The sequence below is a fragment of the Ruegeria profundi genome, from assembly GCF_020171505.1.
In the GTDB taxonomy this organism is placed as follows: Bacteria; Pseudomonadota; Alphaproteobacteria; order Rhodobacterales; family Rhodobacteraceae; genus Ruegeria; species Ruegeria profundi.
In genome coordinates, this window is sequence record NZ_JAIUZS010000007.1 from 213895 (window position 1) to 227343 (window position 13449).

Consider the following 13449-nt stretch of genomic DNA (forward strand, 5'->3'; position numbering starts at 1 on the left):
CGGTTTTTGCGATGTTGTTTAGCCAGCTTAGGAAAAATCTTGCAACCGGTTGCAAAAGTACCCATGGTGTATTCAATCGAAGAATCAGGAGGATCGCATGCTCAGAATTGGACTGCTTGGCGCGGGGCGGATTGGCCGGGTGCACGCACAGACCATTTCTGCGCATCCTCAAAGTCGGCTTTGCGCAGTCTCTGATGCGATCTCGGATGCGGCTGAAAGCCTGGTTGCCGAACAGGGTGGCTGGGTAAGTACCTCTGATGACATCATTGCCGATCCGTCGATTGATGCCGTCCTGATTGCGACGCCGACAGACACACATTCTGACCTGATCGAGGCCGCAACACGGGCCGGAAAGGCCGTTCTGTGTGAAAAGCCCATTGACCTGAATCTTGAGCGGGCGCTTGCATGTCAAGCGGCAGTGTCAAACACTGATCAGCCGGTGATGGTGGGATTTAACCGCCGTTTTGATCCCAGCTTTTCGACGCTGAAAGCCGCCGTGGATCAGGGTGAGATCGGCACGCCCGAGATGCTTTCGATCACCTCTTTCGATCCCGCGCCCCCTCCGGTCAGTTATATTGAGGTCTCCGGCGGGCTGTTCAGGGATATGATGATCCATGATTTTGACATGGCGAACTATCTTATGGGTCGCTTGCCCGTACAGATTTCCGCCGTTGGTTCGTCGCTTGTCGACCCCGAAATCGGGCGCGCTGGTGACGTGGACACTGCTGTTGTCACCATGACATACGCCGACGGTCAGATTGCGGTAATCAAGAACTCGCGTCGCGCGGTGTATGGCTATGATCAGCGGATTGAGATGTTGGGATCGGGCGGCCTGCTTCAAGCGCAGAATATTCTGGAACACGCGGTTGTAAAATCCACCGCTGATGGCGTCACGGCAGCGAAGCCAACCTACTTTTTCTTAGAACGCTATATGCCCGCCTATCGCGCAGAATGGGATGCTTTTGTGCAGGCCGTTCAGGCGGGTTCGGCGATGCCCGTGACGCTTGAGGATGGCGTAGCCGGCCTTGCCATGGCTGAGGCCGCGACCCGTTCTATGCAATCAGGTCGGCCGGTTGCCATGGAGGAGATATTGAAACCGGTTGCAAAATGATGGGATATCCGGAAACTGAGGCAAGCTCCGCCAGCTTCCGGAGCAGAGGAGATTCGGTTCGTCCGAATGATTGGGGCTGACGCCCCACAAAAAAGACAGACTGTTCTTATGGGAGGAAACCAAATGAATAAGTTCGTAAAAGGCGCACTGGCTGCCGGTGCTCTGGCTCTGGCCGCGCCGGCATACGCGCAGGAAATCGTGGTTGTGTCGCACGGTCAGGCAAATGACGCGTTTTGGAACGTCGTCAAGAACGGGGTCGAGCAGGCCGGCAAGGATGTCGGCGTGAACGTGGAATATCGCGCGCCTGAAACTTTTGACATGGTGGCCATGTCGCAGCTGATCGACGCTGCCGTGAACCAGGAACCCGATGGACTTATCGTTTCGATCCCGGATGCAGACGCGCTGGGGCCGTCAATTGAACGCGCGGTCGCGGCCGGAATTCCGGTGATCTCGATCAACTCGGGGTCTGACGTGTCCAAGGAGTTGGGTGCGTTGCTGCATGTTGGCCAGGACGAATTCGATGCTGGCAAGGCCGCTGGCGAGGCGCTGGCCGCGATGGGCGGCACAACAGCGATCTGCGTCAACCACGAAGTAGGCAACGTCGCGCTGGACTTGCGTTGTGAAGGCTTCGCTGAAGGGTTTGGCGGAGAGGTTGAGGTGCTTCCAACGTCAAACGACCCATCGGAAATCGAATCCAAGGTCTCCGCAGCTTTGGCTTCGAACGAGGCCGTGGACACCGTGATGGCGCTGGGTGCCAGTTCGGCGGGTGAGCCTGCTGTCGCGGCTGTCAAAGGATCGGGCCGCGAGGTGAACGTCGCTTCTTTTGACCTGTCAGCAAACTTCCTGCAGTCGATTGCGGATGGCGATGCGGCTTTTGCGATTGACCAGCAACAGTATCTGCAAGGCTACCTTGCGGTGAACTTCATGGGGCTGCACGCCAAGTACGGTCTTATGCCCGGCGGCAATGTGCCCTCGGGTCCAAACCTGGTCACTCAGGAAAAGGCTGCGCAGGTGATTGACCTGTCAGCGCAAGGCATCCGCTAAGCCTTTTGGTCTGTGACAATGGAAACGGCGTGGCTTGCGCCGTTTCAACCTAAGTGGGAGGAGAGCATGAGCCAATCAGCGCCCGTCGCAGCTGACGAAAGGGTCAAGAGCGAACCGTTTCTGACCAAATTGATGAAACGCCCCGAACTCGGCGCAATGGCCGGTGTAATCCTGGTGTTCATCTTCTTCGCAATCACCGCCGATGCGTCCATGTTTACCCTCGCCGGTGTGATGAATTTCATGACGCCTGCCGCTCAGCTTGGTATTCTGGCCATTGGGGCCGCGCTGCTGATGATCGGCGGAGAATTCGACCTGTCGATTGGGTCGATGGTGGCATTCTCTGGCCTGTTCTTCGGTGTTTGCGTGGTCACCTGGCAATTGCCGCTGATGGCTGCCATCCCGATGACTTTTGTTTTTGCGGCCATGGTCGGCGCGGTCAACGGCAACATTGTGATCCGATCTGGTCTTCCGTCATTTATTGTGACGCTGGCGTTTCTTTTTATCCTGCGCGGCCTGTCTCTGGTTGGTTTGAAAATGGCAACCGGTGGCTCAACCCAATTGCGTGGAGTGCGCGATGCCACCGAAAATGACTGGCTGGCACCGTTTTTTGCCGGCGAAGCGTTTGGAGGCCTGTTCAGTTGGCTGGCGGCCAATGGCCTGATCGATACGTTCAAAAGCGGTGCGCCGAAAGTGCCGGGAATCCCGGTCGAAATTCTGTGGTTTATCGCGCTGGCGCTAGCCGCCACTTATGTTCTGCTGCGTACCCCTGCGGGGAACTGGATCTTTGCCTCAGGTGGCGACAGGATTGCTGCGTCAAACTCAGGCGTGCCGGTCAACCGCGTCAAGGTCTCGCTGTTCATGTTAACGGCTTGCTGCGCCGCATTGGTGGCGATCATCACCGTGATGGACGCGGGGTCAACCGACGCGCGCCGCGGTTTCCAAAAGGAATTCGAAGCGATCATCGCAGCTGTGATCGGTGGCTGTCTGCTGACCGGCGGCTATGGCTCGGCTATCGGGGCATTCTTTGGCTCGATCATCTTTGGCATGGTCGTCATCGGCCTGACCTATACCGACTTTGATCAGGACTGGTTCCAGGTGTTCCTGGGTGCGATGCTGCTGATCGCTGTTCTGTTCAACAACGCGATCCGTAAGCGCGTAACCGGGGAGCGCTGATATGACCGAAGATACCAAGTTCCATCACGGCGATGCGACCGACGCAGCCCCCATCGTTGAAATGAAAAACATCGAAAAGCACTTTGGCAATATCATCGCACTGGCGGGTGTCAGCTTTGACGTAAAACCGGGCGAGTGCCATTGCCTGCTGGGCGACAATGGTGCGGGCAAATCGACCTTCATCAAGACCATGTCAGGGGTTCACAAACCCACCAAGGGCGAGATCTTTTTCGAAGGCAAACCGCTGCACTTCGACACTCCGCGCGACGCGATGGAGGCGGGCATTGCAACCGTGTTCCAGGATCTTGCCATGATCCCGCTGATGAGTGTGACGCGCAATTTCTTCATGGGTCGCGAGCCGACCAAGGGAAAGGGGCTGTTGAAGCGCTTTGACGTGGACACCGCCAATGAGGTTTGCATGGAAGAGATGCGGAACATGGGCATCAACCTGCGGGGACCGGACCAGGCTGTCGGCACCTTATCAGGTGGCGAGCGTCAGACGGTCGCCATCGCCCGCGCGGTGTATTTCGGTGCCAAGATTCTGATCCTCGATGAACCGACTTCGGCCCTTGGGGTACGTCAGACCTCGAACGTTCTGGCAACCATCGACAAGGTGCGCAGTCAGGGCGTTGGTGTTGTTTTCATCAGCCACAACGTACGGCACGCCTTGGCGGTTGGGGATCGTTTCACTGTTTTGAACAGGGGCAAGACCTTGGGCACCGCGAAACGAGGCGAAATCACGCCCGAACAACTACAGGACCTCATGGCAGGCGGTCAGGAAATGGCCGAATTGGAAGGGTCTCTGGGCGGAACGGTTTAACTCCGTTTCTACCTTTTCCGTTCTTCGGTTCAAAAATGACTAAAATCACAAGAATGGCCAGAACGGCCTTGTGTTGAAAGGGATCACAATGGGCAAGACAGTCCGACTGACCGCAGCGCAGGCTTTGGTGCGCTATCTGGGTGCGCAGATGAACGAAGCCGGAGAGCCGTTTATCGCAGGCGTCTGGGCCATCTTTGGTCATGGCAATGTGGCCGGGTTGGGTGAAGCGCTGCACGCCGTAAAAGACAGCCTGCCCACTTACCGCGGTCACAATGAACAGACCATGGCGCATTGCGCGATTGCTTATGCCAAGCAGATGCGGCGCACCCGCGCGATGGCCGTGACCTCGTCGATAGGACCGGGTGCCACCAATATGGTTACCGCTGCCGCGCTGGCCCATGTGAACCGTCTGCCTGTCCTGCTTTTGCCCGGTGATGTATTCGCCTCACGTGGACCCGATCCGGTGTTGCAGCAGACCGAGGATTTCACCGATGGAACCGTCAGCGCAAACGACTGTTTCCGTCCGGTCAGCCGGTATTTTGACCGTATCTCGCGGCCCGAGCATTTGCTGACCGCGTTGCCGCGTGCCTTCCGCACGATGACCGACCCGGCCGATTGTGGCCCGGTGACGCTGGCCTTCTGTCAGGACGTACAGGCCGAAGCCTATGATTATCCCGAAAGCTTTTTTGAGCCGCGCGTCTGGTATCAGCGCCGTATCCGCCCGGATGAGGCCGAGCTGGCCCGGGCGGTCGCCGCGATCAAGGCAGCCAAGCGCCCCGTGATCGTGGCGGGGGGCGGAGTGCATTACTCGGGGGCCACTGATGCGCTGCAAAGCTTTGCCGAAACGCACAACATTCCGATAACCGAGACACAGGCAGGTAAGTCGTCGCTGGCCTGGGACCATCCGTTGAACCTTGGCCCCATTGGTGTGACCGGAGGAGAACCCGCCAACACCGTCAGCACCGAGGCTGATCTGGTGTTGGCTGTGGGCACACGATTGCAAGATTTTACAACCGGCTCATGGGGCCTGTTTTCGAACCCAGTTCGCGAGATGATCTGCCTGAATACGTCCGCCTACGATGCCGAAAAACACGGTGCCATGCCGCTGCAATCCGACGCGCGTGTGGGGCTTGAGGAATTGAGTGCAGGTCTGAAGGGCTATCGCGCACAGTCCGTTGCCGACACCCTGAAGGCCGATTGGTTCGGCAAGGTCGACAGACTGACCGACGCACCCGGCGAGGGCAACGCGCTACCAACCGACATGCAGGTGGTAGGCGCGGTTCAGCGGGCCTCGAATAACGATACGGTTGTGATGTGCGCGGCGGGTACGATGCCCGGTGAGCTTCACAAGCTATGGAAAGCGCCGCGGCCCGGGGCTTATCATATGGAATACGGCTTTAGCTGCATGGGGTACGAGATCGCGGGCGCGATGGGCATCAAGATGGCTCAGCCGAATCGTGACGTGATCTGCTTTACCGGTGACGGCACCTATATGATGGCGAATTCGGAAATGGCGACGGCGGCGATGATGGGTATCGCGTTCACCGTGGTCATTACCGACAATCGCGGGTTTGGGTGCATCAACCGATTGCAGATGGGCACTGGCGGGGCAGAGTTTAACAACCTGCTGGATCACGCAGTGCATCAAACACCGTCGGCAATCGACTTTGCGGCCCACGCGGCGGCGATGGGGGCGACCTCGGTCAAAGTCAGTTCTATCGCCGAATTTGAAGACGCAATGGCCAAACGGGGCGACATCAATGGCCCCTATGTTGTGGTCATCGATACTGACCCGTACCCATCCACCGAATTTGGCGGCACGTGGTGGGAAGTGGCTGTGCCCGAGGTCAGCACCCGCCCCGAAGTAAACGAAAAACGTGCGACTTACGAGGTCGCGCTCAAGGAAAGAAACGCGAAATGAGCGTGAAAATCGGAATCTCTCCGATCGCATGGCAGAATGATGACCTGCCGGATCTTACGGCGGCCTTTACTATGGAGCAGGCCCTGAAAGAAGCGCGCGAGATCGGCTATACCGGTGTTGAGCGCGGCCAGCGGATGCCCAGCGATACCGAAGGGCTGCGCGCCTATCTTGAGGGAAACGATATCGCGTTGTGCGGCGGCTGGTGTTCCGGTGCATCGCTGGTCAATGATTTCGCGACCGAACGCGAAGCTGTGCGCGGACAGGTCGAACAATTTGTGGCCCTGAACAGCCCGTGCATTGTTTATGCCGAATGCTCGAACACGGTTCAGGGGCAGATTGGGACTCCGGTCAATGACAGGCCGAAACTTTCGAAAGACGACGTGTTGGCATATGCCGCCAAGATCACCGAGCTGGCGAAATGGATGGCCGATCAAGGCATGCCAATGGCCTATCATCATCATATGGGCACTATCATCGAAAGCGAAGATGATGTGAACTGGCTGATGGAGGGTTCGGGACCAGAGGTGAAGCTGTGCTTTGACACTGGCCACCTGCTGTTCGGCGGCGGTGATGTTCTGGCGACCCTGAACCGTTGGGGTGATCGTGTCCATCACGTCCATTTCAAGGATATCCGCCCGGCCATTGTGCAGGACGCCCGCGAGAACAACCTCAGTTTCCTCGATGCAGTTATCGCAGGTGCTTTTACCGTGCCCAGTGACGGTTGCATCGATTTTCAGGCAGTTGCGAATGGGCTGAAAGCGATGGACTATGACGGCTGGATCGTGGTCGAAGCCGAACAGGATCCGGCCAAGGCACCGCCCTACGACTACTCCAAAATGGGCTATGACCACATCGTCAAAGTCTGCGGAACGGCCGGGTTGCAGATAGCAGCGGGATAAGGCCGTCCGGTCAGCGCAGCGCGGCAACAACACGAGAGGGCGATGTCATGGTGAACCACAGGCTTGGATATGTCCGCGGTCTAAACCGGGCGGCCTGTGATCGAAAGGAACTCAAGCGCTTGACCGGTCAGAAACTTTCGACCTCGCGCTCAAAGCAAATGTTCTGAAGCAAGAACCGGGCAGGTGATATGACCGCCCCACGGAGGTAGACATGGCAGATCTGCTCAAGAAACCAACCGGTCGCCACGGCAAGGTGCACGACATTACTCCGGCAAATGCTGGGTGGCGCTATGTCGGGTTCGGTCTGTATCACCTGCGTGCCGGTGACACAGTCGCCGAAGCCACCGAAGACCGCGAGGTTATCTTGGTCATGGTCGAGGGCAAGGCGCAGATCACTGGCGCTGGGCAGGATTGGGGCATTCTGGGCGATCGGATGAAGGTTTTTGAAAAGACGGCGCCCCATTGCCTTTATCTGCCAAATGGAACTGAGTGGCGTGCAGTTGCCGAAACCGATTGCGTCCTTGCTGTCTGTTCCGCCCCCGGCAAAGGTGGGCACAAGGCGCGTCGCATCGGCCCCGAGGGGATCACGCTGACCGAACGCGGCAAGGGTGTGAACACACGCTACATCAACAACATCGCGATGGAAGCGGAAGACTATGCCGACAGCCTGCTGGTAACCGAAGTATTCACGCCAAACGGGCATTGGTCGTCCTATCCCAGTCACCGTCATGACGAAGACGACTTCCCCAGGATTACCTATCTGGAAGAAACGTATTATCACCGGCTCAATCCGGCCAATGGGTTCGGCATTCAGCGGGTCTATACTGATGATGGACAATTGGACGAGACGATGGCCGTGTCCGATGGCGACGTTGTGACGGTTCCAAAAGGCCATCACCCTTGCGGCGCACCCTACGGGTTTGAGATGTACTACCTGAACGTCATGGCCGGACCTTTGCGGAAATGGCGCTTTGTTGCGGCCCCTGAGGTCGAATGGATCATGGAGCGTGATGGATGAGCCAAAACTTTGCGACTTACCCCAGCCTGAAGGGAAAAACCGTTTTCATTACCGGAGGGGCCGGTGGCATTGGCGCAAAGACCGTGCGTGCCTTTGCTGCGCAGGGGGCAAAGGTCGGGTTTGTGGACATCAACGCCACTGCCGGACAAACGTTGCTGGCTGATCTTCACGGCGATCACGCGTTCGCCCAATGCGACCTGCGCGACATAGATGCTCTGCGGTCGGCATTAGACCAACTGACCAAGGAACTGGGTTCAGCGCATGTTCTGGTCAACAACGCCGCTCATGACGACAGACATGACTGGCGCACGGTAACGCCGGACTATTGGGACGAAAGGATGGCAACCAATATCCGCCACATGTTTTTTGCCATCCAGCATACAGCACCCGCCATGATTGAACGCGGCGGCGGTTCAATCATCAACCTGGGATCAAACTCGTGGTGGGAGGCGGGCGCCGGGTTCCCGGCCTACGCCACTGCCAAATCCGCAGTTCACGGACTGACCCGCACCATGGCGCGCGAGCTGGGCGATCACCGTATCCGGGTGAATACCGTTGTTCCCGGCTGGATCATGACGAAACGTCAGAAAGACCTGTGGGTCACACCCGAAGCTTTGGCCAAACAGATCGATCGCCAGTGCCTGCCTGATCCGATCGATCCGGTCTATGTGGCGCGCATGGTGGTGTTTCTGGCCTCTGACGATGCCGCGATGTGCAGCGCAGGCAATTTCATGGTCGAGGGTGGCTCAATCTAGAAATCGAAGATTTGGGGGCTGTATGCGTCTACCGTTTCAACTCTCGGCCTGTGCAGAAATGCTTTGGCTGGACAAGCCGATGGAGTGGCGCGTTGCTCGCTTGACAGAGTTGGGGTTCGGAGTGGGCCTGTGGAACTGGCCGGATCTTGATCTTGAAAAGCTAGAACGCATTGGCGCGAACTTCACGATCATGAACGGCTATCTCAAGGGCCGTCTGGCCGATGACGACGGCGCGGGTATGTTGCTAAGTTCCGCTCGGGAAACGGCCCGGATTGGCAAACGTTTGGGGGTGGATCGTCTGAACCTGCATGGGACTGGATTGGGCGACGGTGGGATTCCGATCTGGCAGCACGACACTGTGACCGGAGCAATGTGGTTGAAAGCACAGGACACCCTGAACCGCATCTGCGATCTGGCCGAAGAAGAGGGTGTCATTTTCACCTTAGAGAACTTGAACATGCTGGATCACCCGGGTTGCCCCTTTGGATCAACCAATGATGTTCTGACGTTGGTTTCTGTGATCGACCGCCCACAATTGCGTATCAACCTGGACCTGTATCACACTCAGATCGGAGAGGGCGACCTGATCCGCTGGTGTCAAAAGTGCCTGCCGTGGATCGGTGAAGTGCAGGTTGCCGACAACCCGGGCCGGTGTCAGCCCGGAACAGGTGAAATCAACTATGCCTGTGTTGCGCAGGCGCTGAGCGATATGGGATACCGAGGACCGGTTGCGATGGAGGCGTTTGCCTCCGGTGAACCCGAGGCCGCGCTTGCAGCCTTTCGGGATGCGTTTACACTCTGACTGTTCATTTTTGCGGTGGTGCCCCGAACGCCCGGATCACGGTGCGGGCCGCGGCCTCGACCGGGTCTTGGGTCTCCTTCAGGATTGAGACGCGGTCAAATCTTTCCGGATCGCGGTTGACGGCGTCACGCAAGGCGTTGCCGAACGCCATACGCAGCTCGGTCCCGATATTGAACTTGCAGATCGAGGTTTCGCGAGCGAGGCGCTTGCGCTGCTCGACCGGAACGCCGGACCCGCCATGGATAACCAGTGGCACATCGGTCATGGCGTCGATCTGACGGATGCGATCTTCATCCAGACCGCCTTCCTTGTTCTGCTGCAAATGGACGTTGCCGACTGAAATCGCCATCGCATCCACGCCGGTTTCTTTTGAGAATTGAGCGGCTTCGACTGGATCGGTGCCATTAGACCCTTCGCCCCCGGAATAGCCGACAAAACCGATTTCCCCTTCGCATGAAATCTCAGCGGCGTGCGCCATTTCGGCTATCGCAGCGGTCTCATCGATATTCTGCTGCAAAGGCTTGCGAGATCCGTCAAACATGAGGGACGTAAACCCGCTGTCGAGCGCGATCTTGCACTCTTCGAACGTATAGCCGTGATCCAGATGGGCGACGACCGGGACTGAGGCATTTTCAGCCAGATAACGAAACATCTTGCCCAGTATAGGCAACGGGGTGTGGTCACGGCAGCTTGGACCTGCTTGCAGAATGACGGGTGCGTTTTCAGCCTCGGCAGCGGCCACATAGGCGCGCATGTCTTCCCATCCAAGGGTAACCAGCCCACCGACAGCATAGCCTTGCTGATAGGCAGGCGTCAGGACGTCTTTCAGTGTGACAAGGGTCATTTGAACTTTGCAATCATGTCTTTAATGCCGGGGATCGTTTCGATCTGATAGGCATGGGTCGGTTGGAAATATTGCACTAATGAGCGCTGGCTGAGGCCGCCGAGAATGGTGAAGTAGTACATTTCATAGCCCGGTAGCACGCAGCAAGGGTGATAGCCCTTGTCGATGCAGATCGTTGACCCATCGACGATATGGTAAGCATCCCCCGGCAGGTTATCTTCACGCTGCAACATTTGCAGACCCGAGCCCCAGTTGGGTTTGAAGCGGAAGTTATAGGTTTCGTCGTGGCGGGTTTCATCCGGCAGGCGATCATCGTCGTGCTTGTGGCTGGGGAAGCCGGACCAGCCGCCCTGGCCAACCGTGAATAGTTCGCTCACCAGCAAACGGCCGACCTTGTCGTGCTGCTTTTGACCGAGGATATGCTTGATCTTGCGATGGGTCTTGGTGTCATCGCTGCCATATTGCACAAGGTCGTGCTTGCGGACATCGAACGGATCGAGCACTTTGTCATATTTGGCGCCGGCCACGAAAACCTCGGCCGTGTCCGAGACGCAGACCATTTGCGCCTTGGCCCCCGAAGGCACATAGGCGCCTTCTGGCTCGCCATCCCAGACATCCTCGCCCCGGTTGCCCAGATGGGCAAAGCGCACGCCCTCGACATCCACATCGACGCTGCCGGTGGCGGGCACGATGCAGGTCTCGTAGCCCGGCACCTGGTACTCGAAGGCCTCGCCGCGCTTCAGCTTGACGATGTTGAAATAATTCAGCGGCACCGTTGGGTCGTCGGCATCGACGATGGGTTTGTTTAGGTTGTCATAGGGCGCGATATGCATGGGAAACTCCTATGTGGTTGGGCCGGGATGATCGGCGAGGAATGCGTCCAACTCGTGCACCGTTGGCATCGCAGGGGCGCACCCGGGTTGTGAGACCACGATTGAGGCGCAGGCCGACCCGCGCATCACCGCCTCTTTCAACGAATGCCCATCCGCGATCGAGGCAAGCAGGCCCGCCATAAAACTGTCGCCCGCGCCATTGGGTTTAACAGCGGTGACGGGGTAGATGCCGGTCCGGATTTCCTGACCGTCCACCAGCGTGATCGCGCCTTTCTCGCCCATTTTGTAAATGACAACGCGGCCCGGTTTTTCAGCCAGTTCTTTGGCTTTGGCGAACCCCTTGTCGAGTCCGCCAGCCATAAAACCAAACTCTTCGTCATTACCGACGATCAAGTCGCTGGCTTCTCCGGCGCGCGACAGGACATCTGCGGCCACTTGGGGCGAGGGCCAGCTGTAGGGGCGGTAATCGATATCGAAGATGATCGGCAGACCCACCGCACGGGCATTGTCGAATGCGCGGAACGTGGCGCTGCGCGACGGTTCGGCGGCAAAAACCGTGCCGGCCGAGATCACAGCCGAGAATGCCCCGTAATCGACCCTGTCCATGTCTTCCTCAGTGACCTGAAAATCGACGGCGCCGTTGCGATAGATGACGTTCTGAAAGTTTTCGATCCGGCTTTCGTAAACCGCCAGTGACATGCGGTACACCCCGTCCAAAACGCGGATGTAAGAGGTGTCGACACCATAGTGATGCAGGCGGTTCAGGCAAAACCGCCCGATGGCGTCATCCGATATCGAGGTGATCAGCGACGCGTATCCGCCAAGTTTGACCAGACCTGCGCAGATATTTGCGGATGACCCGCCCAGGTCGGCGTGAAACGTATCGGCATCCTCGCTTTTTACACCGATGGGGTCGGCATACAGGTCCATGCCTGCACGGCCCAGCACGGCGAAGCGGTTTCCTTTGATGCCGTCAATAAGGGCGCTCAAGTGTTGTCCTCCGGCAAAGTGGGGTCGGCAAAGTTTGGACCTTGCGTTGAATCGATTCACACGATACTGATTTTGCAACCGGTTGCAAATAATATGTGCGGAGCCGCGGCAGATGCCTGAAATCGGAATTGGAATCGTCGGTGGCGGCTATATGGGTAAGGCTCATGCGGTCGCGATGTCAGCGGTTGGCGCGGTGTTCAGCACGGCGCTTCGCCCGCGACTTGAGATGATCTGCGCCTCAACTCCTGAAAGCGCCGAACGGTATCGGGTGGCCTACGGGTTTCGCCGTGCGACCGAAGATTGGAAAGTGTTGGTGGGCGATCCTGCGATTGACGCGGTCGTCATCGCCTCACCTCAGGAAACGCATCGTCAGATCGCCGAAGCGGCTATGTCCCTGGGCAAACCGGTGCTCTGCGAAAAGCCCTTGGGTGCATCGCTGGAGGATGGCAGGGCAATGGTCGCCGCAGCAGAGGCGGCAGGTGTCACGAACATGGTCGGATTCAACTATGTCCGCACACCTGCCACGCAATACGCGCGGAAGCTTGTCGCCGAAGGCGAGTTGGGTGACATCACGTGGTTTCGGGGCGAGCATACCGAAGACTTCTATGCTGATCCTGACGCCCCGGCCACATGGCGGACCACCGGTATGGCAAACGGCACAATCGGTGATCTCGCCCCTCATATTGTCAATGGGGCGTTGGCCCTGATGGGTCCGATTGCCGGGGTTATGGCCGAGGTCGAAACTGTCCATGACACCCGCCCCGGCGGCAAAGTGACCAACGACGATCATGCCCAGATTATGTGCCGCTTTGAAAACGGTGCGATGGGAACTATCTACGTCAGCCGCATCTCGACCGGGCGCAAAATGGGCTACGCCTATGAGATTTCAGGTACCAAGGGAGCGTTGCGATTCGATCAGGAAGACCAGAACGCGCTGTGGTTTTATCGCCGCGAAGGTCCCGAGGCACAACGCGGGTTCACCAAGATCCTGACTGGACCGGAACATCCCGACTTTGAACCCTTCTGCCAAGGTCCGGGTCACGGCACGGGCTATCAGGACCAGATCATTATCGAGGCCAAGGATTTCCTTGAGGCGATCCATACCGGCAAAGCGATCTGGCCCACCTTCCGCGACGGGCATGAGGTCAACCGGGTGCTGGCCGCGGCATTAGCCTCGTCCAGGCGGCGGCAGTGGCAAGACATCCGCGATTTCTGATCTCGGGTCCCTTTCAATTCCAA

13 protein-coding genes are annotated in these 13449 nt (G+C 57.9%); 10 read left to right on the forward strand and 3 right to left on the reverse strand.

Features of this window, described 5'->3' with window-relative positions; all coding sequences use genetic code 11:
• Positions 1-97 precede the first annotated feature (97 nt).
• The 9 genes from iolG to LCM21_RS16665 all read left to right on the forward strand — a co-directional run bounded on the left by iolG (position 98) and on the right by LCM21_RS16665 (position 9543).
• Positions 98-1111 carry an inositol 2-dehydrogenase gene (gene iolG, locus LCM21_RS16625; RefSeq protein ID WP_224891596.1) on the forward strand — a complete coding sequence of 338 codons (1014 nt, stop codon included), beginning with the start codon at positions 98-100 and terminating at the stop codon, positions 1109-1111.
• A 123-nt stretch (positions 1112-1234) separates the two neighbouring features.
• On the forward strand, positions 1235-2155 hold the full coding sequence (locus LCM21_RS16630) for a sugar ABC transporter substrate-binding protein (RefSeq protein ID WP_224891597.1): 921 nt from the start codon (positions 1235-1237) through the stop codon (positions 2153-2155).
• A 66-nt stretch (positions 2156-2221) separates the two neighbouring features.
• A complete protein-coding gene (locus LCM21_RS16635) occupies positions 2222-3328 on the forward strand; it encodes an ABC transporter permease (protein WP_224891598.1) in 1107 nt (368 codons plus the stop codon).
• A gap of 1 nt (position 3329) precedes the next feature.
• Positions 3330-4148 carry an ATP-binding cassette domain-containing protein gene (locus LCM21_RS16640; RefSeq protein WP_068338300.1) on the forward strand — a complete coding sequence of 273 codons (819 nt, stop codon included), beginning with the start codon at positions 3330-3332 and terminating at the stop codon, positions 4146-4148.
• Between the two features lie 88 nt (positions 4149-4236).
• The gene (iolD, locus tag LCM21_RS16645; RefSeq protein ID WP_224891599.1) at positions 4237-6069 is read left to right on the forward strand and encodes a 3D-(3,5/4)-trihydroxycyclohexane-1,2-dione acylhydrolase (decyclizing); all 1833 of its coding nucleotides are present in this window, start codon (positions 4237-4239) and stop codon (positions 6067-6069) included.
• Positions 6066-6968 (forward strand): myo-inosose-2 dehydratase, encoded by a 903-nt coding sequence (gene iolE / locus LCM21_RS16650; RefSeq protein ID WP_224891600.1) that lies wholly within the window; start codon positions 6066-6068, stop codon positions 6966-6968. The genes iolD and iolE overlap by 4 nt, the downstream gene beginning before the upstream one ends.
• A 211-nt stretch (positions 6969-7179) precedes the next feature.
• Positions 7180-7986: a 5-deoxy-glucuronate isomerase gene (gene iolB, locus LCM21_RS16655; protein ID WP_224891601.1), complete on the forward strand. Its 807-nt coding sequence runs from the start codon at positions 7180-7182 to the stop codon at positions 7984-7986.
• Positions 7983-8741 carry an SDR family NAD(P)-dependent oxidoreductase gene (locus LCM21_RS16660; RefSeq protein ID WP_224891602.1) on the forward strand — a complete coding sequence of 253 codons (759 nt, stop codon included), beginning with the start codon at positions 7983-7985 and terminating at the stop codon, positions 8739-8741. The genes iolB and LCM21_RS16660 overlap by 4 nt, the downstream gene beginning before the upstream one ends.
• A 22-nt stretch (positions 8742-8763) precedes the next feature.
• Complete coding sequence (locus LCM21_RS16665; protein WP_068338308.1) at positions 8764-9543, forward strand: TIM barrel protein; 780 nt, start codon at positions 8764-8766, stop codon at positions 9541-9543.
• 4 nt (positions 9544-9547) lie between these two features.
• Here LCM21_RS16665 and LCM21_RS16670 read toward each other — a convergent pair whose 3' ends face one another.
• From LCM21_RS16670 to LCM21_RS16680, 3 genes are read right to left on the reverse strand one after another with little or no spacing between them, the layout of a single operon-like run.
• A complete protein-coding gene (locus LCM21_RS16670; protein ID WP_224891603.1) occupies positions 9548-10387 on the reverse strand; it encodes a class II fructose-bisphosphate aldolase in 840 nt (279 codons plus the stop codon).
• The gene (locus LCM21_RS16675) at positions 10384-11220 is read right to left on the reverse strand and encodes a 5-deoxy-glucuronate isomerase (RefSeq protein WP_224891604.1); all 837 of its coding nucleotides are present in this window, start codon (positions 11218-11220) and stop codon (positions 10384-10386) included. Before LCM21_RS16675 ends, LCM21_RS16670 begins: the two co-directional genes overlap by 4 nt.
• 9 nt (positions 11221-11229) lie before the next feature.
• Positions 11230-12210 (reverse strand): PfkB family carbohydrate kinase, encoded by a 981-nt coding sequence (locus tag LCM21_RS16680; protein WP_224891605.1) that lies wholly within the window; start codon positions 12208-12210, stop codon positions 11230-11232.
• 112 nt (positions 12211-12322) lie between these two features.
• Here LCM21_RS16680 and LCM21_RS16685 point away from each other — a divergent pair, with 112 nt between their 5' ends.
• The gene (locus tag LCM21_RS16685; RefSeq protein WP_224891606.1) at positions 12323-13426 is read left to right on the forward strand and encodes a Gfo/Idh/MocA family protein; all 1104 of its coding nucleotides are present in this window, start codon (positions 12323-12325) and stop codon (positions 13424-13426) included.
• Positions 13427-13449: the final 23 nt, after the last annotated feature.